Below are 22,294 nucleotides of genomic sequence, written 5' to 3' on the forward strand. Positions count from 1 at the left end.
CCGCCCGCCTGGACCAGGCGGGCGGTTCCCTACGGTTCGGCAGCGCCCCAAAGGGGCGCTGGGGGTACCCCCGGCCGAAGGCTGGGGGAGGAACTGCGCGACCAGCCACGACGGCGCCGCAGTCGGCAGACGGCGGCACTTCCAGCGGAGCGCCTAGGCAAGCGCCTAGGCCCGCGGCCGCGTCGACACCAGCTTCCCCCACACCACCATCCGGTACCGGGACGTGAACTCCGGCGTGCAGGTGGTGAGCGTGATGTAGTACCCCGGCTCCTTGTACCCGTACGACGGCTTCACGATCGAACGCGGTACGGGCCGTACGACCCCCGAATCGCGCGCCGACGTCTGCGGCAGGATCTGGTCCACGACATACGTGTAGGTCGCCGACTCCGTCTCCACCTCGATCGGATCCCCGAGCCGGAGCCGCGGCAGATACCGGAACGGCTCGCCATGGGTGTTCCGGTGCCCGGCGAGCGCGAAGTTCCCGGCCTGGCCCGGCTGTTGGGTGCCGGGGTAGTGGCCGACGTACCCGTGATTGAGCACCTTCGGCTTGCTGACGCCCTCGGCGATCGGGACCCGTAGCCCGAGCCGCGGGATGACGAGGATGGCGTACGCCTGGGAGGCGACGACACGGGTGGTGTACGACGTCTTCGCCCCGCCGGCTCCGGAGGACCCGGCGGACGACGAGGCCCCCGCCGTACCGGAACCGCCCTTCCCCCCGCCACCGCCCGATCCCCCGGAGCCGTTCGCCGCCCCTCCACCACCCCACTCCCGCTCCAGGGCCTCGACCTTCCGCTCGGCCCCCTGCTTCGCCTCCCGGTTGGTCCACCACAACTGGTGCACGACCAGAAGCATGAGCACCACGCCCACCGTGACGAGGAGTTCGCCCCCGGTCCACAGCACCCGCCGACGCCGGGCCCGCCACCGCCGCTCACCGTGCCCCACGACCCGCACCGCGCACCTCCCACCGCCCCGGTCGGTCCCGCACGATAAGGCGCCGGCCTCCAACTCACCAGACCCGCTCGGCCCCCGTCACCGCACCTCCCCACACCCTCTTCCTCCACGGGTTTTAGAAACCACTATCAGAAAGCACTGTCACAACCCTCGACAACCTCACACACCACACCTGATGCTTCCTGTTGGCATGCGGGGGGACGAGTCAACGCCGGTCCGGGAACCGGCGTTTGAGCCGCACGGAGAGGTTGAGAAACAGCCATGATCCGACGCAGAACACTCCTGGCCGCCGCGGGAGGCGGCCTCCTGGGCAGCGCCCTGGCGACCGGCACGGCCCACGCCGACGCCACGATCGCCGTCAGCCCGTCCACCTCGTACGGCACGTGGGAAGGCTGGGGCACCTCCCTGGCCTGGTGGGGCAACGTCTTCGGCACCCGCGACGACTTCGCCGACATCTTCTTCACCACCAAGTCGACGACGTACAACAGCACTTCGCTCCCCGGCCTCGGCCTGAACATCGCCCGCTACAACCTCGGCGCGTCCAGCTGGAACAGCGTGAACGGCGAGAGCATGGTCGCCTCCGCCAACATCCCCGCGTTCAAGCAGATCGAGGGCTACTGGCAGGACTGGAACAACGAGGACCCCACCTCCTCGGCCTGGGACTGGACCGCCGACGCAACGCAACGAGCCATGCTCGTAAAGGCGGTGAACCGCGGCGCGACGGCCGAACTCTTCGCCAACTCCCCCATGTGGTGGATGTGCCTCAACCACAACCCGTCCGGCGCCTCCGACGGCGGCAACAACCTCCAGTCCTGGAACTACCGCCAGCACGCCTCCCACCTCGCCTCCGTGGCCCTCTACGCCAAGAACAACTGGGGCGTGAACTTCGCGACGGTGGAGGCCTTCAACGAACCGTCCTCCTCCTGGTGGACGGCGACGGGCACCCAGGAGGGCTGCCACATGGACGCCACGGTCCAGTCGGCCGTACTCCCGTACCTCCGCAGCGAGTTGAACAGCCGGGGCCTGACGAGCACGAAGATCTCGGCATCCGACGAGACCAGCTACGACCTGGCCCGCACCACCTGGAGCTCCTTCTCCTCCACCACGAAGGGCTACGTGGACCGCGTGAACGTCCACGGCTACCAGGGCTCGGGCGGCCGCCGCGACCTCCTCTACACCGACGTCGTGACGACGGCCGGCAAGGCCCTGTGGAACTCCGAGACCGGCGACAACGACGGCACCGGCTACACCCTGGCCTTCAACCTGCTCTACGACTTCCGCTGGCTGCACCCCACCGCCTGGGTCTACTGGCAGGTCATGGACCCGTCCACGAACTGGGCGATGATCGCGTACGACGCGGACACCCTGGCGGCGGGCGCGGTCACCACCAAGTACTACGTGATGGCCCAGTTCAGCCGCCACATCCGCCCGGGGATGAAGATCCTCGACACGGGCGTGAGCAACGCGGTGGCCGCCTACGACTCCTCAGCCAAACGCCTGGTGATAGTGGCGTTGAACACGGCCACCGCCGCCCAGACCTTCACCTTCAACCTCTCCGGCTTCACGACGGTGACGGGCGGCACGAACGGCCTGGTCCCCCGCTGGAACACGGTGACGACGGGCGGCGACGCGTACAAGTCGTACTCGGACACCTACCTGTCCGGAAAGACGGTGGCGGCGTCCTTCCCCGCGAAGTCAGTCCAGACCCTCCAGATCGACGGCGTGACGATCTGACCCGAACCGTCCCGGCCCGGCGGCGGGGCCACACAGCTCACCGTGCCCCCGCCGCCACCGCTACCGCTACCCGAGCCTCACCCGCATCTCCACCCGCACCTCATCCCCCGCCTCCACCCCCTGCGACTTCCGCACCGCACTCTTCAACGGCAGCAGATACCCCCCGTCCTTGGGAAACAAGGACGTCTCGAACACCACCCCGCCCAAGGTCACCTCAACAGGAACGACCCCCCACCCGTACGAGGCCATGCCCGCCACGGCCCGAACCTCCTCGCACTCCTCCTCAGGCACCGGCACGAAGTAATAGGGAGCAGGCCCCCGCCACTCCACAACACACCCACCGAACTCAAACCGCACCGAACAACTCCCCTCGCTACCAACTGCACCGACTGCCCCCTATCCCTATCTCTTCTTTGTCACCGCCGGGCAGTACGGTGTCGTTCATGCGCCCCGACACGCCTGCCGAGAACGTCGACCACACCGCCGAAGCGGCACGCCTGGAGCGGACCGCCGGCCGCTACCCCGAGGACGCGGAAGCACTGCTCTTGCAGGCCGCGGCCCACCTGGAACTGGCCGACGACCGCCCCGCCGCCACCGCGCTCTACGACCGCCTCCTCTCCACCCCGGACACCCTGGAGAACGGGCCCCTCGTCCGAGCCCTCAAGGCGTCGAACCTGTGGGAGTACGACCACGAGGCAGAGGCCAGGGCGATCATCGACGGCATCCGCACCACGGCCCCCCGCGACCCGGCCCCCTGGGTCATCGTCGCGGAGTCCCTGGAATCCCACGACGAGTTGGAAGCGGCCCACGACACGTTCACGGAGGCGGCGACCCTCCTCCTCACGGACGTGACGGAACCCCCCTACGCCACGCACCCCCTCCTCTTCGGCCGCCACCGGGTCCGCCGCATGCTCGGCCTCCCCCACGACGACTGGGACGCCCGCGCCGACACCCTCCACTCCTCGTCCGTCTCCCTGGACGAACTCCACGACCCCAAGCGCGTCTGGTCCCTGGGCTCCGACAACCCGGAGGAACTGGAGGCGGAGATCTCCCGCCTACGCGCCGAACTCGGCGCCTACCGCGAGGCCCTCTCCCGCCCCTTCCCGGTGGCGGTCCTCCACTGGCCGGCAGGAGAACTGGCCGAGTTGCTGTCGGCGTACCCGACCCTGACCACCGAATACCCCTCCCACCCCGAGCACCTCTCGACCATAGAGTCGTCCCTACGCGAACTCTCCACCTCCGGCACCCCAAACCTGGGCATCGTCACCGGCACGGTCCCCTCCTACGAGGCCTTCGCCGCCTCAGAGGGCTCGTCCCCATCGGACACGACCCTGCTCCCGCAGTACGCGACGACCCTGGCGGCCCGCGGCCGGGCCGTGGTCTGGCCCCCTCAGCGCACCTCTGACTGCTGGTGCGGGGTGGAGCAGACGTACGCGGAGTGCCATGGGAGTCCCTCCGCCTGAGTCGATCTCCTCGCCGACGACGTCAGGGACGGCCGCCACCGCTGAAACGCAGACTCCGCAGAATGCCGGCGACGACTGGGGCGTAGCACTTCTCCCAGTGGGCGACCTGAGGTGTCGAGAAGACCAGCAGGCACATGTGCAGTCCCTCTCCGCCCGCCTCGGGCGGAATCGGGATCATGGCGTGGAACTGCGCGGTAGGCAGCTCTGCGCGCCCGGTACCTCCGTCCGAGGAGAACGCGGTGGAGAGGACCTGGGTCTGGCCACCGGTGAAGACGGCGGCCGGACCGCACGGGGCATGGACGACCGCTCCGCTCCAGCCCTCTCCCCTCGATCCGAGGACAGCCTGCACGGCTCCTCGTGCCGCCGTGGTGGCGCTGTGGCCGTACGGGTAGTCGACGACTGCGACAGCGAGCGACCCGAGCGAGAGTCGGCCCTCGAAGGTGTGCAGACAGTTGGCCGCGTACACCACGCCGACATCGCTCAGGAAGCGCGAGACGCGCCGCAGGACCCGAGTCGCCTCGTTCGTCGGCCCCTCCCCCTCACCGGCCGTGGCGACCGCCCCCAGAGGGATCTCCTGGAACTCCACGGGCAGCGAGAAGTCGACCCGTATCACTGCTCTACCCTCCCTGGCCGAAGTGGCCGGGAGGCGATCCGGGTGTCGGTCCGGGAGGCGGTGGCGGAGGCCCCACCCGGCCGGCCCGCTGCTGGTCGTAGAGATCCACCAGCCGTCGGTTCTTCTCGTACCAGCGCCTCGTCAGCGAGGGGACGAGTGCCGCAAGGACGGCCAGGGCCACGGCGATCAGCACCGCCAGCACAACGGCTGCGACAGGTCCGTGGCGCAGCGCCCAGGCCAGGACGAGACAACCGACACTGAGCACGGCGACGAGGCCGACCAGCCCTCGGATGCCGTTGCTCTCGTAGGCGGCCAGGCCTCGGCGTTTCGACGCCACCTCGACGGCGGTGAGGGTGGTCTGCGGTGCCGCTTGTCCCGCGCCGGGCGCCTGGATCGCCCACGCCATGAGAAGCGGGCCTCCTGCGCGCAATCGGTCATGGGTCTGCGAGGCCCGCTGACGAGCTGTCGGGGAATCGTTCCGTACGAAGACCAGGCGCATCGTGCTCCTGCTCCGTACTTCGGTCGCCGCGAGGTCGTAGCCGAACTCGAACCCGATCGCGGTGATCGTGTCGGACTGTCCCGCCTCCAGACCGCTCAGGCTGAACTCGACGCGGCCCCGCCCGTCGAAGTGGCCAGGAATCTCCGCTTCCTTCATCGCGACGCCTGCTCCTTCTCCCGAGCCGCCCTGTCCTTCTCGCTTCCGGCGTGCCAGGCGTTCTCGAAGGCCACCAGCAGCGCCCCACCGGGAACGACCACGTCCTCCGCGACCTGCCGCTCGTTCTCCGGAGCCCAGTATCCGAGTGCGGTCGGATCCCCCATGAATGCCGCAACGGTGTCCACGAGGCCGAAGTTGGCGGCTCCGACGGCAAGGCGGCTTTCGGCGGCCACGCGGGAAACGCCTTTGAGGACGCCCCCGAAGGGAAGCACACCCAGAGCGTCCTCAGCCAGCGTCCGGTCGGAGACCACGTCATCCCCACCGACGGCACGTGCAGTACCGTGCACCGCCAGCGCGCCGAGCGAGAAGCCCCCCGAGGCGAGCCCGCTCACCTCAGCCCCGCCTCATCGTGCAGTCAATCGTTCACACGCAGCACCCATCCGCGCGCAGACAGGCGGCATGTCCACCGGTCCGTGGCCAGACCCAGCTGCGCTACGCCTGCCACGGCCCACAATCCGCCCGCCACCACAGGCGCCCAAGCCGCCGCCCAACCACCCGGCGTGCCCAATCCACCAGACGCGCCCCAACCCCGGCCACGACCGCAGCCCACCCGAGGCACACTCCGGAAAGCCGCCCACTTTCCCCGGGCCGCCCGCTCGCTTCTACCCCGTGCTGGAGCGGCCCGGGTCAAGGGTGGCCCGGAGGGCCATCGGCGCAGCCGACGCGGACGCGGAGCGCAGCGGAGCGGGAGCGCCCTTGAGGCGGGCCGCGGAGGCACGACACTGAGAAAGAAGCGGGCGGCCCAGCTTCAGTCGTGGATGTCCAACAAAAACCAGGGCGACTCCCTCATTGCGCTTGATTCACCCTCGGCTGGCAAAATACTCCCGTGCCAGACGTCACCCCGTCCTCTCCTGCCGTTTCCGCCCGCATGAGCCGCCAGGGCTCTCGTGACACGGCCCCCGAGGTCGCGGTCCGGAAGCTCCTGCACTCGGCCGGCTTCCGCTACCGGGTGAACGTGCCGGTCCCCGGCATGCCACGCCGCACTATCGACATCGTTTTCAGCAAGGCAAAGATCGCGATCTTCCTGGACGGCTGCTTCTGGCACGGCTGCCCCGAACACGCGACGCAGCCGAAGGCCAACGCAGCCTGGTGGCGCGCGAAGCTCGACAAGAATGTCGCTCGCGATCTAGAGACGACCGAGCACCTCACCACCGCAGGGTGGAAGGTCCTGCGCTTCTGGGAGCACGAGTCTCCTGCGGACGTGGCTCATCGCATCGCAGCCTCTTTGGCATCTGAGCGACCCGTCACGTGTGAGCCTCCCGGCACGTCCGACCTCACTCAGAGCGAAGAAAACAATCATCAATCGTAACTCTGATTCACTTATCAACTACCACCTCACCCCATAATGTGTAGGAGTTGTGCAAGAGGGGTGCCGACCCACACAGCGGAGCAGTCTGACGACGTCAGGGCTCTACCGCGGGGCCGGCGTGACGAGCGAGAGCGGGGGCGGTCGAGTCCTGTGACCGACGAATTCGATGACATGTACGAGACGTTCAAGGCGATCCTGGACGCTTTTCCCCCGTCCGAGGCCGTGAAGCGCTTGGAGCTGATGGGAGTCCGCGAGGACGTCATCCAGCGGATCCGTGATCGTCACGAGCAGCAGACGATACGCATCAAGGAACTCGAAGAACCTCACGCCGTCGTCCTGGGCAACCGGGACACCTGGTACACAGGCCCGCAGCCAAAGGACAAATGCTGGCCGGCAATCGAGGAACTGCTGCTCAAGGACGGGTGGTCCAGGGACATCGCCATCCGAAACCTCGACGATTCCTCCACCCGCGTCGTCTCACTGCTGAACCATCCAAAGGAAAAGAAGTTCTCCACGCGGGGCCTCGTAGTCGGCTACGTCCAGTCTGGCAAGACCACGAACTTCACCTCGGTCATGGCAAAGGCAGCCGACCGCGGCTACAAGTTGTTCATCGTCCTCGCGGGCATTCACAACGGCCTGCGACGCCAGACACAGGCACGTCTCGTCCAGCAGCTCGTGGAACCCAACCCTTCCCTGTGGTCCCAACTGACCGACCTTGACAAGGACTTCACCCCTACGGCGAATCCGGCCTCGTACTTCGGAAACAGCAACAAGACGCGTGTGCTCTGTGTCGTGAAGAAGAACGCGACGGTTCTGCGCAAGCTCGCCGTGTGGCTCGACAAGGCAGCGGACTACCTCAAAGACTGCCCGGCACTGATCATCGACGACGAGGCGGACCAGGCCACGGTCGCCACGAAGTCCATCAATCCGTTGATCCTCAGCATGATGAAGAGCCTGCCGCGTTCCGCGTACGTGGGATACACGGCGTCGCCGTTCGCCAACCTACTGATTGACCCGAGCGCCGAGGATCTCTATCCGCGAGACTTCGTCGTCAATCTGCCAAAGCCACAAGGGCACTTTGGTACGGAGGTTCTCTTCGGACGTTATGCCTTGGACGGAGAGGATCCCGGCCAGGTCGACGACGGCTATGACATGATCCGATCCGTACCGGACGACGACATTCCGTGCGTGCGCCCCCAGACGAAGGACGACGTCGAGGGCTTTGAGCCTATCATCACCGACACACTCCGGAGGGCGGTCGAGTACTTCTGGCTCGTCACAGCAGCTCGCCGCGTTCGCCGCACCGGTAATCCGCACAACACGATGCTGATCCACACGAGCGTAAACACTGCCGTACACAACAGCTTTGAGCGTCCTCTGCAGCGCCTGTTGAACCGGACGGCGGAGACCTTGACCGACACGGCCTTCATCTCCCGATTGCGCGACCTTTGGGATGAGGAGACGGCGCTCGTTCCCGCCGAGGACTTCGGCGAGACGAAGGTGTCGTTCGACGACCTCGTGTCCGAACTTCCGGGAGTTCTCAGCAGTTGCCGCATCATCATGGACAACTCCGGTAGCGAGGCTCGTCTCGATTACGAGAACGGTCCAGTCGTCGCAATAGCCGTGGGTGGCAACACCCTCTCTCGTGGACTCACCCTCGAAGGTCTGTCGGTCAGCTACTTCGTGCGCGCCGTCTCTGCCTACGACACCCTGCTTCAGATGGGACGATGGTTCGGCTTCCGAAACGGGTACGCCGATCTGCCCCGCATCTGGATGACCGACGAATTGGCCGAGTGGTTCCGCCACCTCGCCACGGTCGAGACCGAGATGCGCCGCGACATCGACATCTACATCACCGAATCCGAGACGCCTCTGACCTTCGCCGTGCGTCTGCGCACCCACCCTGCCCTTCGCGTGACTGCAGCTGCCAAGATGCGCGATGCGGTCACGGCAGCATCCTCGTACGGGGGCCAGCGGGTCCAGACTCACTACTTCCACACGAACGCGGACTGGCTCAGTGGCAACACCGCCGCCGCACGGAATCTGGTCGCTGCAGCGCTGTCGAATGCCGTGCGGGTGGAAGATCGCTCGGCCGAGGACCGCTTCGTCATTCGTGACGTGCCGTACGACGTCGTGACCGACTTCCTGGCGTCTTACAAGTTCCACGAGAAATCACCTGAGAATGATGCCGACCTGATCAGTGGCTACATCCGAAAGCGGGTCGCAGTCGGCTCGCTGCGCCGGTGGAACATCGCGATTGTCGGGAGTTCGGCAGGGCAGCCATTCGATTTCGCGCCTGGTGTGTCCGTCGGGCGCAACCTCCGTAGTCGTGTTGCCACAACTACGCCCACTCCAGATTTCGCTGACATCAAGACGCTCATGAGCCGTCGTGATGCGGCAGTGGATCTAGCCGGAGACACGGCGAAACTCACCGAGGATGGCATTATCAACGAACGTCGCGTCCAACTTCCGGACACCGGCCTCTTGGTTCTGTATCCGATCGACAAGACGTCTGAGCCAGATCCGGGAAAGAAGTTGCGTGCTCCTCTGAACGCAGAAGAAGACGTCATAGGCGTCGGCCTCGTCTTTCCGAAGCCGCAGCGCGGGGATAGCACCGTGGAGAAATACATCTCCGCAGACTTGTCCGGCGTGCGATTGGAGGACGAAGACCTCAGTCTCCTCGAAGGTGAGGACGCGTGAACGGCGAAACGTTCCGGGTACTCGTGGAGGAGCATTGGTCCGCACTGGAGGCAGCTCCGGCCAGCGGCGAGCGTCGACTCCGGGTTTCACAACTTCCTGTGGCAACAGGGCAGGGCGCCCTGGTGGCAGCGGTCGATCACGACGGGCACCGTCACATACTGGTACCAGTCCACTCGCACCTGAAGTTGCGTTCCGCGCTCGATGGTCCTGTCCTCCACTTGCGCAGGCGAGCTTTGGAAGACGAGGACACCTATCAGACATACGCCGATCTCACCTGCCTCCGCTCAGACTTCAATGATCTGTTCACGGAGCTGTGCACAAACATACTGAGTGCGACGGAGAAACTGCCGGACAATCCGATCAAGGCTCTCTACCAGGTGCTCGATCGCTGGAAGGCGCTAATCCAGGCGCAGGGCGCAGTGCTGGGTCCTGAACAACTCGCAGGACTTTTCGCAGAGTTGCTTGTGCTCGACCGACTCCTGCACCTGGATTCCAGCGCACACCGCCTGTGGCACGGGCCGGAGGGTCATCATCACGACTTCTCCAACGGGAACCTGGCCATCGAGGTGAAGGCGAGCACCAGAGGGGAAGGGCGAAGGCTGCGAGCGCACGGGCTCGACCAACTCGATGCCCCCAAGGACGGAACCCTGTGTCTGACCTGGTTCCGGTTGCAACGAACCATGTCGGGCGGTGTTGGCTTCCTGGAACTGATTGAAAGAGCCCTGCGCTCCGCCGACGACGAGGTCAGTCTCCTTGAACTTCTCGCCCAGGCCGGTTACCAGCCCAGCGACGACGACCGATACCGCGACGCACGCTTCGTCGTTGATGAAGAGCGTTGGTACGAAGTAACCCCCGCCTTCCCCTCCCTGACCCGCCGATCACTTCTGGACGCAGGGGTACCGATTTCCGTTCTGGACGTCGAATACACCGTGGACCTTTCCGGCGCGCCGGCACCCATGACAGTCGATGCGGTGACGCGAACGATCGACCGCATGATCCAGGAGTCGGCGTGACGGAGCCCCGCTGGTTCTCCCAGCCCTACCCGCCCGAAGGCGCGAGCGCCGCCGAGGGCATTCGCAATCAGCTCGGCCGGCCGGAACTCGACCTGCTCACGATCTTGGTGCGCGAGTCGGCTCAGAACAGCTGGGACGCCCGGCTCAAGCAGTCGCAGGCACCCGTGGACTACCGCATCGACATGTGGACGGTCGGGCCCGCCCACGCTGCTGCCTGGCGAGAACTTCTTCTCTCAGGAGCGCCCGCCAATGCCGACCATTTCCCGCTGCGCGACACGCTCAAGCGAGGCTCGATCCGTGTTCTCGCAGTGTCGGATCGTGGTACCCGCGGTCTCGGCGGTCCGACGCGCGCTGACAATGCGGTAGGTCCCGACCGTGACTTCGTTGCCTTCATTCGCAACATCGGCGAGCCACGCGACAGGGCACTCGGTGGCGGCACTTACGGATTCGGCAAAGGGATCTTCTACCTACTGTCCAAGCCCGGCACAGTAGTCGTCCACACCCGCTGCCGAACCCCGCAGGGAACGCACGAGACCCGCCTCATCGGCTGCACGCTCTGGAAGAGTTACACCGACGCCGAGCGCCGGTACACGGGCAGGCACTGGTGGGGCGACACCTCGGGCAGCGTGGTCGAACCGTTGGTGGGCGACAAGGCGGAAGCCGTGGCTCAACGTCTCGGTCTGAGAGCCTTCGGGCCGGACGAGACCGGAACGACGGTTGCGGTGATCGACCCAAACCTGGACGACCTCGAACCAGCCCAAGCCGCAGAGTATCTGGGCGACACCATTGCCTGGCATCTCTGGCCCAAAATGATCTCCACTGCGGGCAACCCACCCGCGATGCGCTTCTCCATGACCTACGACGGAGTTCAGCACCAGGTACCCGATCCGCGTTTCACCCGGCCTCTCAACATGTTCGTCGCGGCGTACGAGGCGATGCTCGGTCCGACCGGCAGCAACCTGGAATGCCTCAGGCCCAAGAAGCACCTCGGACGACTCGGCTTGGTGAAGCGCATCATGCCAGCGCTTGAGCCAACACGTGCCTCGCTCATGCTCGACATCGATGGCCTGATCCATCATGTCTGTCTGATGCGACCTGCCGAACTGGTCGTCACCTATCACGCCGGGCCGAAACCACCGAGTACAAATCAGGGCTACGCAGGGGTTTTCAGGGCTGACGAGTCCATGGACGAGGTGTACGCCAAAGCCGAGCCTCCCACCCACGACGCATGGCATCCTCAGTCACTCGACAGGCCCGAAAGCACTTATGTGCATACGACATTTCGGCGCATTAGTGACGCCCTGGAACAACTGCTCTCCTTGAGCGGCACGGCTCGTCCCGGCGCAAGCCAGGTCGCCCTGGGCGCTGCCAGTTCACTCTTCTCAGGCCTGGTCGGCGGCGCCTGGGGAATCGGTGGCGCCACCGCCTACTCCAAGCCGGGAAGCACTGCTATTGCCTCATCCAGGTCGGATGAGGCCCACGAGGCAACCGCACCCCGGGTGGCCGGTCGTCCGAGTACCGATCCACGAGGCACCGGTGGAACAGGTAGCACCTCCGCCTCCCAGGTCGGAGGCTTTCCGAATGACGACCACCCGTTCCTTGAGACATCGGTCGACGGCAGCCGCAGTGCTCCACGTCGTCGCCCCCGAGTGCAGTATCTCGGTGATCCTTACTACGACGACCGCGAAGATACCTCCGTGCTCGTTCAGGAATTCCGGCTGCCCGTTCCCGGACCGCAGCTCCTACGCATCGATCTCGCTGTCACATTGCCCGGTTCCGGCGGCCGAGAGACCGATCCACCGATCGGTGCGAGCATGCCAGAGCTCATCGGATGGGAGGACGAGACCGGGCGGCTCCACACGTCGGATCCCCAGGTGGTGGAAGGCGGAGAGTCCGTCTGGCGTGCCGTGGTACGACCGGCGCCGGACACCATGACGGAGATCGGCGTCAAGGTCGAGGCGGTGAGGACAGCATGACGCGGCGCGTACTCCCGTACCGGGCGCCGGCTCAGGATGTCGTGGTGACGGAGCCGTGGCGTTTGATGGTCGAGGACGGCGAGGTGTCTCTGCCCGAGGCATTGCCGGACTGGGACTACCAAATGGATCTGCATCTCCGCAGAGCGCTCCGCGTGGACCTGGACCAGGTTCGCCGTCAGACAGGGCTTCCTGAAAGTGCTGCTCTCATGCTCTCGGTTGTCTGGACGGCCACGGGTTCCAACCTCAGCGGTCCCGCGCAACAGTTGCGCCTGTCCGAATCCGGCACAAGCTCAGTGGAATTCGACGTCCGACTCCGCGGTGCCGACCTTGGTGGCCTGCTGCTCCTGGACACAGCCCTCGTGCTGGCCGAGCGCATGCCTCACGCCCGGCCGTCGGCGCCGCGACGAGCAGGATCCGTGCTGTGGAGCGACCGTGAGACTCTTCGTCTACAGGGCGACGCGCCACAATTCCCCATGGCAGTCATCGACTTCGCACGAACCTCGTTTCCCGACGACGCCGCCTGGCACCTTCAGATCAGCGGAGGTCTGGAGAGCGCGACCATGGGCGCACTCCTGCTGCTTGTCAACGAGCAAAACACCGTCACCGCCACAGCGTTTCAGAACGCAGCCAGACCTCGCCCTGTGGACCGTATCGTCCTATCGGCCGTGTACGCGGACGCAGCCCGGATCATGGTCGAACACGCCCTGGCGCAGGAAGAATTCGCGGAGGATTCCGACTTCCCCGACGGGTCGCTGGGCTCCACACTGCTAAGCCTCTTCGATCAGCTGTTCCCCGGCCAGTCGATCACTGACATACGTCTCCGTCACCGGCAGTCGCCCGCGCTGTTCTCGTCGGATCTGCAGGCAGCCGTCAAGATCTTCGAGGTGTCATGACGAGTTTTCTCTACCCTCGACTCCTCGTCGAACAGGCCAGACCGCTGTTCGACGAGTATCGGGAGCTCACGCCGGCAGAGCTGTCCCTTCACGTGGCATTCACTCACGACTCCGCTGTGTATGTGGCGACAGGCGGCGACCGGGTGCCCACCGATCAGCTCCGCGAACTGCGCGAGGGTGTGTTGGAACTCGCGACGCAAGCCGGCTTCCCCAACGATTCCGACCGAGCGCGCAACGCGGAGTTCGACCTTCGACTAGCTGCCCTTTTGCATGCCGAAATGGGAATGGTTCCCGCCGAAGCGGCGGCACGCGACGTCTGGGCCTTCGTCGCTCTCGTCGTGCTTCCCGACGTCGCGTTCTGGCGCTATCCGCAACCGCCGAGGGACCGAGTCCTCGGTACCGACCTCACCAGGCATGTCTTCGGTCGACTCTGGTGGCGGGCACAGCTGGTTCGCGCGCCCGAGGAGGCGGAGCCATACAGCGCCCTCCGAATTCTCGGCGAGGCGGCCTTCGACCAGATCTACGCCCGGCGTGCCGCGCTGGGCGGAAGTCCTCACCTGGTCCGGGCGATCCTGCGAGTCTGGGCTGAACTTGACCTGACAGGACTGAACGAGCGCGAGACGCTCCGCGACTTCCTCAAACGCCTGCTACGACTCGCTCCGTTCGTACTGTTCGACGGAGTTGAGGAGCACGCCCTGGACAGTGAGTTGCGGGCCGTGGCGCAGGAGTCTGTGAACGCTCAGCGCCCCGAGCCCTCTGCGGACGCAGTTTCAGAACCAGCAAATTCCCACATCCGCGTCGTGAGAACCACGCCTTCAGAGTCGCTCAATGCCGAACCGTCGCCCGTTGTCGTACCGCGTCAGATCTCCCCGGCAGACCGGCGACTAACCTCCCTGGAGATCTGCGCAGGGGCAGGTGGACAGGCGCTCGGCCTTGAGCGTGCCGGATTCGATCCCCTACTGCTCATCGACAGTAAAGCCGATGCTTGTTTCTCCATCGACCTCAATCGACCCGCTTGGAACGTCGTATGCATGGACGTCGTCCAATTCAACCCCGGCATGCGGCCGGACGTGATCGAGGTCGACCTCATCAGCGGCGGACTGCCTCGTGTGAGGTCATCAGCGACCGTCGGGCGGACGGAGGACAACGAAGAACGACGAGTTCTGCGGGCCGCCATCAAGCTTACCCGCGAAATTCGCCCCAGGGCCGTTCTCTTCGAGAATGTTCCTGACCTAATCGACGGCCCGGAATTTGCCGCCGATCGCGCCTGGATAGATCACGAGCTACAAAAAAATGGTTTTCGCACCAGCTGGAAGATCCTCAACGCGGCAGACTTCGGCGTTCCGCAAAACCGAAAGAGTGGCTTTCTGGTCGCTCTTCGAGATCCATACTTCGGGCGTTTCTCGTGGCCTCAGCCGAGCGAGAATCCGCCTCCCACTGTGGGCGAGGTGCTCGGCCGCTCCATGTCTGCCGGCGGATGGCTCGGCTCCGAACGCTGGATCAAGAACGCGGACCGCATCGCGCCGGCGCTCGTCGGCGGCTCGGATCGCAGAGGTGGAGCCGACCTCGGCCCGACAGGCAGCAAGAAGGCCTGGGCCGCACTCGGAGTCAATGGAAACAGCCTTGGGGACGGGCCACCGGGCCCCGACTTCCCTGCGGACGAGTTGCCCAAGCTGACAGTGGAACAGGCAGCGACGATTCAGGCCTTCCCAGAAGACTGGAAGCTCTTCGGCGGCAAGACCTCCAGGTATCGTCAAGTTGGTCATGCGATGCCGCCTCCGTTGGCCGCAGCCGTCGGCCACGCCCTCGCAACCGCACTACGAAGCTAAGATCGCCCTATGCTCACGCCCCGTTCCGACACCCCCGAACCCATCACCGTCGTCGACCTGTTCAGCGGCTGCGGGGGTTTCACCCAGGGGTTCCACGAGTTCCGGCCCGCAGGGAAGCACGATGGCGGCCCGGCCTTCCACAGCATCGCTGCCGTCGAACACAACCGCGCTGCAGCAGCCACGTACGCTGTGAACTTCGGGCGGCTTCGGCGAGACAAGCGGATGCCCGCAGCTCGTCTCCATGTCGGAGACATCGAGGACTGGGAGCCGACCCCGGAAGCGCTCCACGCGGATGTCGTCGTCGGCGGTCCGCCGTGCCAGGGCTTCTCAGCCTTGAACCGAGCCAAAAAGGGCACGGAACGCAACCGCCTATGGGAAGAATACGTCCGCATCGTTGCGGAAATCCGCCCCAAAGTGTTCGTCATCGAGAACGTGGACCGCTTCCTTAAGTCGGACGAGTTCCGCAGTCTCCTCAACGAAGTGCAGGAGGGGGGCCAGCTCGCGGATTACCGACTCGTCGCCCCTCCCGGCCACGAGCCCACGGACTCCGAAGAGTCGAAGACCAAGCGATATCTTCTCAACTCTGCCGACTACGGCGCAGCACAGGCTCGGCGCAGGGCCATCGTCATCGGGATTCGGCGTGACATCGAAAACGGCCGCAGAATGGCCTATCCCTCGAGATCACACTTCCGCCGCCCAAAGGGGTTTGCTGCATCAAGTCGGCCGATTGAAAGTGTCGATGCAGCGATCTCGTACTGGGAAGCCGTCGACGACATCTTCCGGGAATCCTCTAAGAGGAAGCTCGGCGATCTCCCCACCATTGAAAAGCGAGTTCCCGAACTGAAGGCCGAACTCCCTGGAATATTCAGCACCGAGGATCTTCATTTCGGCCGCAACCCAGAAACGCTCTCTCTCGCCCGCTACAACCGCATTCCAGCCGGCGGGAACCGGAAGAACCTCAGTGGCTGGTGGTACACCCAGGACGAATCCGGTGAGTTCGTCTACTTCAAGACGTCAAATCCGCCCGGCGTGAGGACGGATGTCGAATACCTCTCAACAACCAGTTGGGACAACCACAACTCAGGAACCGGCGATGTCATGGGCCGACTTCGCCTCGGCGAACCGTCGGTGACCATCCGAACGGAATTCTTCAAGCCCGAAAAGGGGAGATATCTCCATCCCTGGGAGAATCGACCCATCACCCACTTCGAGGCCGCCCGCATCCAAGGATTCCCTATGGATTTCCGATGGTGCGGCACAAAGACCGAGATCGCGACACAGATCGGCAACGCCGTACCCATCCCTCTGGGTAAGGCCATCGCAGCTGCAATTCATTCCTTTTTGCGCGATTAGTCGCGACAAGGAAGACAATGCCGAGATCGACGCACTGTGCGGCCAAGGCTGCTTCTACGGCAGGGACACCGCCAGCAGCTGCTCCACTGACAAGTCCACCTGACCAACAAGATCACGTTCTTCAACTGGAGTACTAGCCTGGACCCCATGATTCGCGCAGTGGTCTTCGACGTAGGTGAGTGTCTGGTCGACGAGACCCGGGAGTACGGGACCTGGGCCGACTGGCTCGGCGTGCCTCGTCACACCTTCCACGCGATGTTCGGCGCGGTCATCGCCCAAGGCCGCGACTACCGAGAGGTCTTCCAGGGATTCCGACCTGGGTTCGACCTCTACGAAGAGCGGGAGAAGCGGGCCGCCGCCGGGCAGCCGGAGTCCTTCGCGGAGGAGGATCTCTACCCGGACGTCAGGCCCGCGCTTGCGACTCTGCGGGCTCAGGGGCTCTGGCTCGGGATCGCCGGGAACCAGACCGTTCGGGCGGGGCGGATTCTGCGTGAGCTGTTCTCACGCGATGTCGATCTGATCGGTACGTCGGACGACTGGGGGGCGAGTAAGCCCGACCTGGAGTTCTTCAAGCGGGTCGCCGACGCCGTGCCGTTTGCCGTCGGCGAGATCCTGTACGTCGGGGACCGCTGCGACAACGACATCCGTCCCGCCCGGCAGGCCGGCATGCACACCGCCCTCGTGCGCCGCGGGCCTTGGGCCACCATCCAGTGGAACGATCCCGAGGTCAGGGAACTCCCGACCTTCCGGGTCGAGGGACTGCTCGAACTTCCGGAACTGGTACGGAAGTTCAACGGCCCAGTGCGCTGAGCGTCGTCGACCAGTCGTACAGGCGGTCATCGAGGTCACGGACGCAGCGCTCGGCCTGGTGAGGCGTAAGTGCTCGGCGTACCTCTCGTACCCGGTCCATGCCGGTCGCGTACCAGGTGACCGCCAGCTGGTCGAGGGCCTTGCCCGCGTACTCGCACGCCTGCTCCGGGTTCCCGGAAGTCGCCTCGACGGCAGCCAGGTCGCCATAGACCACCGAGCGTTGTTTGTCCTCGGCCGGTGTCATCGCGGTCAGGGCTCGCAGCAGGCTTTCGCGGGCCTGCGGGAGGTGGCCGGCGATCATCTGGGTGTTCCCCTTGAAGGCCGCCAGACGGGCCGGGGAGAACCAGTCCAGCCATTCCGGCGAAGGGTGTTCGTTGCCCGCCGTCAGGACGTCCTCCGCGTGGCCCAGGAGGTGCAGCGCGGTACGGCTGCTACCCGACCTCGTCTCGCACTCGGCCTCCACCGCGTCCAGCCAGGCCAGGAACTCGGCGGAGGCGGGGGCCCGTCGGGCGTAGGTGCGCGCGGCCGTCATACGCTCAAGCGCGCCGTCACGATCCGCCGCCCAACCCGGGACGAACGCCATGTGCGCGATGATCGCCGACCCGAGCAACGCGTCGTCCGCCTCCCCTGCTGCCTGCAAGGCCAACAGGAGGGTGTCGTTGGCCGTGGTCGGCTCGCGGAGATCGAAGAACTCGATACGGCCTGCCAGGAGGTAGGTTTCCGCCATCGCGGCCGCGATCTCACGACGTGTCGAGTCCGTCGTCTCCGGCAACAGGGCGCATCCCAGCGTCGCGTGCGCGACAACGGCCGGGTGCAACTCGGCCGGTGCGACCGACCAGTAGAGCCGGCGGTGGGCGCGGGTCACCGCCATGAAATCGGCGCCGGCTGTGGAGGGTTGAGGGGCCATCGCGACCTTGCGGGGCATCGATACCCGGCCGCCGATGGCCAGGGGCCGCCGAGCGTGCTCTGCGTGCTGTGGCCCGTCCGTACCCCATGGGGGCGTGAATCCCAACGCCTCCATGTTCTGTCCGAGCAGGTGCACGAGAACGCGTTGGCAGTCCGGTTGCGGCCAGGGCGGGTTGTCCGACTCCCAGCGGCGGACCTGTCGTACACCGATCGACAACCCTCGAACGCCCATCTCCTTGGCGTGCTGGGTGAGTGCATCGGCCAAATGCTGCTGGGAGTTGAAACCCGCGGCTACGCGGGCGGCCTTGAGTCGGACGTTGCCGGTGGGCCTGGGCATGGGAGCACCTCCTGCTACGGCTTTTCCAACTCTCCCACACAGAGTCCTTTTTCAGGCATGGCCTCCCTCTTAAGGAGTCGCAGAGGCCCCTATGGAGTCCCTTCAACGACCTCTTCGAGTCCTCGAATCTGACGCTTGGTTACTGGAGGCTTCGTGTTGTTCCCAGGACAGGAGGCAGGTTGTGGACACGCAAGAGGCTCTGGACAGAGCGATCTCCGAATGGCTCGCACGAGCCCATCCGACGCCTGCGCAGGCCTGGCACGAGTGGACGGTTCAGGGTGTGGCCCTATTACCGCTCGGCGATCGGTTCGCAGCGGTGCGGATGGCATCGGACGAGGTGCACGCCGCCGTGGATTCGAGCGACCCGGACCAGGTCGCCGTCTGCCTCGGCCTCCTCCTCGGCGGCTCGATCATCTACGACCGCCGCGTGGCGGGCGGCACGTACTACGCCTTGATCCAGGGACACGCCGGTCTGGTCTGGGCGTACGACGACATCGCGACGTGTTTGGGGCATGGCACCTATCTCGGTGTCCCACGGCTCGACCGGCAGCAGTCCCCGGGCACCTACTGGCTGGTTCCGCCGCGCTACGAGGGCGATCTCTGCACCCCGCGTTCCATCACGGCCCTGGTCAAGAGGGGGCGGTCACGACTGGCCGCCCGCTCGGATGTCTGATCCTCCTCCGCGAAGAACCTCGAAAGGAATGGTGAGCAATCACATGACGACTACGGCCGTTCAGGCTCCCTGGGCCATGCGGTTGGTGACCGATCGGCTGCCGGTCGGGGCTCCGTCGTACGTTTCCGTGGTGCTGGATGCTGCCTCGCAGACCGCCGTGTACACGGACGCCGCCGGGCAGGTGGTCGAGATGGGGAAGCACGGGACGTCGAAGACGACGGGTACGGCGTCGGTCTCCGGTGGTGGGGACGGGCAGAAGCCCCAGCCGCAGACGCAGGACGACAACACCACCGACTACGAGTCGGACTGAGCTGTGGAGTCGGTCGTTCTGGTGCTCACCGCATTGGAGGACGTCACCGCGGACCGGGTCATCGAGGCTCTGAACGAGCGCGGCGCGGCCGTCGTACGCGTTGATCCGGGGGATGTCGGGCCGGACCTTGGTTTCGGATTCCGGCTCGGGCAGGGAGGCGGCTCGGCATGGGGCGGGCGGTTGCGTACCGCGAGCCGGGAGGTGGATGTGGAGGCTGTGACGGCCGTCTACTGTCGTCGGCCGACCCCGTACACCGCGCGCTTTCGGCAGCTGCCACGTCAGTCGCGGGAGTTCGCCGTCGCCGAGGTACGTCATGGACTGGGGGGTGTGCTTCACGGTCTGCGGGGTGCGTTGTACGTCAACCATCCGTCCGCCGTGGCCCGCGCCGACTTCAAGCCCGCCCAGCTCCAGAGGTTCGCCGCTCTCGGTCTGCGTGTTCCGGCGACCCTGGTCACCAATGACGTTGTGGAGGCACGGAAGTTCGCAGCCGAGCACGAGCGCGTCGTCTACAAGTCGTTCCGTGGGCTGCCGGAGGGTGAGGACGGGCGTGCCGGGGCGATCTGGGCCCAGCGCATCGAGCCCGGTGCGCTGGACGACTCGATCGCGGTGACCGCGCATCTCTTTCAGGCCGAGATTCCGAAGAGCGGGGATGTACGGGTCACCGTGGTCGGGCGTCGGGTCTTTGCCCAGCGGATCGCTGCTCCGGACGGTGCGCTGGACTGGCGGCGGGGTGACTGGGACCGTCTCGTCCACACCCCCGTCGCCGTGCCGGAGTCCGTTCGGGGCGCTCTGCACAGCTACTTGGCCTCGTTCGGGCTGGTTTTCGGCTGCTTCGACTTCGCGCTCACCGGTGACGGGACGGCTCCGGAGGACTGGTGGGCGATCGAGTGCAATCCGAACGGGCAGTGGGGCTGGCTGCCGGACGCCCCGGCCATCGCCGACGCGTTCGCCGAGATTCTGAGCAGAGAGGAAATCGAAGACCTTGACGACACCAAACGGGCTTGAGGGCAACGCCGTTCTGCTTCGGCGGAAGATGGCGAAGGGGCTCGCGGGGGACGGAGCGGTGGATGATCCGCGCTGGTTGGCGGCGGTGGAAGAGGTGCCCCGGCATCGGTTCGTGCCGGGCTTCTATCTGGCGTCCGGCGAGACCGACGAGAACGGGCTGGTGGTGTGGGAGCCCGTCACTGCTGAGCTCGACCACGGCAGGTGGCTGGCCGCCGCGTACTCCGATGCCACGCTGATCACCCAGTTCGACGACCGGGAGCCGGACTGGAGCGCGCCCGAGGTGCGGCACGGTGGGGCGCCCACCTCCTCCTCGACCCTGCCGTCGCTCGTCCTGAGGATGTGGGCCGACGCCGAGGTGAGTGAAGGGCACACGGTGCTGGAGATCGGCACCGGCAGCGGCTACTCCACCGCGCTGGCCTGCGAGCGCCTCGGGTCCGCCGACGTCACCAGCATCGACGTCGATCCCGACCGGCTGGCGGTGGCGGCCGACGCCCTGTACGGCTGCGGTTACACGCCGACGCTCGCCGTGGCGGACGGGCGGTACGGCTACTGGCCCGAGGCTCGCTTCGATCGGATCGTGGCCGCTTGCTCGTTCCGTTCCGTGCCCGGCGCGCTCATCGCGCAGACCCGACCGGGCGGGAAGATCCTGCTCACGCTGTCGGGCTGGTTGTACGGCTATGCGCGGGTCCTTCTCACGGTCGCGGAGGACGGTACGGCGGAAGGGCCGCTGCTGCCGGGCACCGTCTCCTTCATGTCGGTCCGGGCACACGCCGCTCCGGCCTTCGGGAACCCCGCCCACTGGGCTGCGGGGCTGCCTGAGAAGGCCAGGGCAGCGCGGTACGGGCCGGAGCGGATCACGGCTGCCAGCCCGGAGGCGTTCCATCTGCGCTTCCTCGCCCAATGCGCGGTGCCCGATGCTCAGATGACCTCCGTGGGGAAGGTCGTACATCTTGTCGACGTCGTCCATGGCTCTGCCGCGTCGCTCACGCCGTGCGACGGTGGGTGGGAGGTGCGGGAGGCCGGACCGGTGCGGTTGTGGGAGCGCGTCGAGGAGGTCGTCGACGCCTTTGACTCTGCTGGGCGCCCTGGGCCGGAGACGTTCAGACTGCGGGTGTCCGGGAGGGAGCGGAGGCTGGTCCACGCGCAGGTGTCCGGGCTTGAGTTGCCGGGGGCTTGAACTGCTTCTGGGGTAGGGCCCGGTATCGAGGTCACCTGCCGAAACGTCGCCTGCAAGGTGCCCCAGCCGCCCGGAAGGGTGGGGTGGGGCTTGCGTTGGAGGCCCTTGGGTGGGCTGCGAGGGGCCGTCGGCGGGGGCGGCATGGTTCAGGGGGGTTGGGGGCCAGGCGTGCAGTTCGGGGGTGCCGGTGTCGGGCGGGTGGGTGGTCCTTTCCTGCGCCTCATCGGGCAAGGTTCCGAGGTTTCCTCGGGTAGGGGTCCGGAGTCTCCACGGGCAGAGTTTTGGAGCGCTTGTCGGTCGCTGCGCCCGTGGGCCCGGCGGTGGCCGTCGTTGTGTGGGGGTCTCCTTCACGCGTTCAAGTGCCGTTTGAAGAGGTGAAGTTGACTCGCCTTCACGCAGAGGGGGATCATCCACTTCCAGGCGTCGACGGACGGAGCCCCGCGTAGGGCGCGGAGCCGTGCGCGTACCGGGTCGGTCGATGAACCGATGTCCCGTCGTATGCATCCTCCATTCCGCCATTTGATCCT

20 protein-coding genes are annotated in these 22,294 nt (G+C 66.0%); 14 read left to right on the top strand and 6 right to left on the bottom strand.

The genetic code is table 11. From position 1 onward, the window contains the following. Positions 1 to 165: 165 nt before the first annotated feature. Positions 166 to 942: a class E sortase gene (locus tag ABT137_RS45505; protein WP_351718656.1), complete on the bottom strand. Its 777-nt coding sequence runs from the start codon at positions 940 to 942 to the stop codon at positions 166 to 168. 270 nt (positions 943 to 1,212) lie between these two features. Between ABT137_RS45505 and ABT137_RS45510 the strand changes: the two genes are divergently transcribed. Next, positions 1,213 to 2,685: a glycoside hydrolase gene (locus ABT137_RS45510; RefSeq protein ID WP_351718659.1), complete on the top strand. Its 1,473-nt coding sequence runs from the start codon at positions 1,213 to 1,215 to the stop codon at positions 2,683 to 2,685. Positions 2,686 to 2,751: 66 nt separating this feature from the next. Here the strand turns inward: ABT137_RS45510 and ABT137_RS45515 are convergent, their stop codons facing one another. Further along, positions 2,752 to 3,042, bottom strand: a complete 291-nt coding sequence (locus ABT137_RS45515; protein WP_350778096.1) for a DUF1905 domain-containing protein — start codon at positions 3,040 to 3,042, stop codon at positions 2,752 to 2,754. Positions 3,043 to 3,128: 86 nt separating this feature from the next. Between ABT137_RS45515 and ABT137_RS45520 the strand changes: the two genes are divergently transcribed. Continuing rightward, a complete protein-coding gene (locus ABT137_RS45520) occupies positions 3,129 to 4,148 on the top strand; it encodes a hypothetical protein (RefSeq protein WP_351718661.1) in 1,020 nt (339 codons plus the stop codon). 22 nt (positions 4,149 to 4,170) lie between these two features. Here the strand turns inward: ABT137_RS45520 and ABT137_RS45525 are convergent, their stop codons facing one another. The 3 genes from ABT137_RS45525 to ABT137_RS45535 are packed head-to-tail and all read right to left on the bottom strand — an operon-like array spanning position 4,171 to position 5,808. Continuing rightward, positions 4,171 to 4,761: a hypothetical protein gene (locus ABT137_RS45525; RefSeq protein WP_351718664.1), complete on the bottom strand. Its 591-nt coding sequence runs from the start codon at positions 4,759 to 4,761 to the stop codon at positions 4,171 to 4,173. 4 nt (positions 4,762 to 4,765) lie between these two features. Next, complete coding sequence (locus ABT137_RS45530; RefSeq protein ID WP_351718666.1) at positions 4,766 to 5,416, bottom strand: hypothetical protein; 651 nt, start codon at positions 5,414 to 5,416, stop codon at positions 4,766 to 4,768. Then, on the bottom strand, positions 5,413 to 5,808 hold the full coding sequence (locus ABT137_RS45535; protein ID WP_351718668.1) for a hypothetical protein: 396 nt from the start codon (positions 5,806 to 5,808) through the stop codon (positions 5,413 to 5,415). Before ABT137_RS45535 ends, ABT137_RS45530 begins: the two co-directional genes overlap by 4 nt. Positions 5,809 to 6,344: 536 nt before the next feature. On the opposite strand from ABT137_RS45535, the gene ABT137_RS45540 reads away from it, so the two are divergent. The 8 genes from ABT137_RS45540 (at position 6,345) to ABT137_RS45575 (ending at position 17,359) form a co-directional block, all read left to right on the top strand. Beyond that, entirely contained in the window at positions 6,345 to 6,785 is a 441-nt protein-coding gene (locus ABT137_RS45540; protein ID WP_351718753.1) for a very short patch repair endonuclease, read from the top strand. Positions 6,786 to 6,935: 150 nt separating this feature from the next. Next, positions 6,936 to 9,485: a Z1 domain-containing protein gene (locus ABT137_RS45545; protein ID WP_351718670.1), complete on the top strand. Its 2,550-nt coding sequence runs from the start codon at positions 6,936 to 6,938 to the stop codon at positions 9,483 to 9,485. Further along, complete coding sequence (locus ABT137_RS45550) at positions 9,482 to 10,498, top strand: PD-(D/E)XK motif protein (protein WP_351718672.1); 1,017 nt, start codon at positions 9,482 to 9,484, stop codon at positions 10,496 to 10,498. Before ABT137_RS45545 ends, ABT137_RS45550 begins: the two co-directional genes overlap by 4 nt. Further along, positions 10,495 to 12,474 (top strand): hypothetical protein, encoded by a 1,980-nt coding sequence (locus ABT137_RS45555; protein WP_351718674.1) that lies wholly within the window; start codon positions 10,495 to 10,497, stop codon positions 12,472 to 12,474. The genes ABT137_RS45550 and ABT137_RS45555 overlap by 4 nt, the downstream gene beginning before the upstream one ends. Continuing rightward, positions 12,471 to 13,367: a hypothetical protein gene (locus ABT137_RS45560; RefSeq protein WP_351718676.1), complete on the top strand. Its 897-nt coding sequence runs from the start codon at positions 12,471 to 12,473 to the stop codon at positions 13,365 to 13,367. The genes ABT137_RS45555 and ABT137_RS45560 overlap by 4 nt, the downstream gene beginning before the upstream one ends. Further along, a complete protein-coding gene (locus ABT137_RS45565; protein WP_351718678.1) occupies positions 13,364 to 15,196 on the top strand; it encodes a DNA cytosine methyltransferase in 1,833 nt (610 codons plus the stop codon). Before ABT137_RS45560 ends, ABT137_RS45565 begins: the two co-directional genes overlap by 4 nt. A gap of 9 nt (positions 15,197 to 15,205) precedes the next feature. Beyond that, a complete protein-coding gene (locus tag ABT137_RS45570; RefSeq protein ID WP_351718680.1) occupies positions 15,206 to 16,549 on the top strand; it encodes a DNA cytosine methyltransferase in 1,344 nt (447 codons plus the stop codon). A 147-nt stretch (positions 16,550 to 16,696) separates the two neighbouring features. Next, entirely contained in the window at positions 16,697 to 17,359 is a 663-nt protein-coding gene (locus tag ABT137_RS45575) for an HAD family hydrolase (protein ID WP_351718683.1), read from the top strand. Here the strand turns inward: ABT137_RS45575 and ABT137_RS45580 are convergent. Further along, entirely contained in the window at positions 17,340 to 18,602 is a 1,263-nt protein-coding gene (locus ABT137_RS45580; protein ID WP_351718685.1) for an NsdA family TPR-like regulatory protein, read from the bottom strand. The two genes, ABT137_RS45575 and ABT137_RS45580, sit on opposite strands and share 20 nt — an antisense overlap. A gap of 322 nt (positions 18,603 to 18,924) precedes the next feature. Here ABT137_RS45580 and ABT137_RS45585 point away from each other — a divergent pair, with 322 nt between their 5' ends. The 4 genes from ABT137_RS45585 (at position 18,925) to tgmC (ending at position 21,767) form a co-directional block, all read left to right on the top strand. Then, entirely contained in the window at positions 18,925 to 19,275 is a 351-nt protein-coding gene (locus ABT137_RS45585; RefSeq protein WP_351718687.1) for a hypothetical protein, read from the top strand. Between the two features lie 76 nt (positions 19,276 to 19,351). Further along, a complete protein-coding gene (locus tag ABT137_RS45590; RefSeq protein ID WP_351718756.1) occupies positions 19,352 to 19,585 on the top strand; it encodes a putative ATP-grasp-modified RiPP in 234 nt (77 codons plus the stop codon). Between the two features lie 3 nt (positions 19,586 to 19,588). After that, positions 19,589 to 20,590, top strand: coding sequence for an ATP-grasp ribosomal peptide maturase (gene tgmB / locus ABT137_RS45595; protein ID WP_351718689.1), 1,002 nt, complete (start codon positions 19,589 to 19,591; stop codon positions 20,588 to 20,590). Then, positions 20,568 to 21,767, top strand: coding sequence for an ATP-grasp peptide maturase system methyltransferase (gene tgmC / locus ABT137_RS45600; protein ID WP_351718691.1), 1,200 nt, complete (start codon positions 20,568 to 20,570; stop codon positions 21,765 to 21,767). Before tgmB ends, tgmC begins: the two co-directional genes overlap by 23 nt. Positions 21,768 to 22,294: the final 527 nt, after the last annotated feature.

Origin of the sequence: Streptomyces sp. NPDC001980 (assembly GCF_040296885.1) — a bacterium.
Classification (GTDB): Bacteria; Actinomycetota; Actinomycetes; order Streptomycetales; family Streptomycetaceae; genus Streptomyces.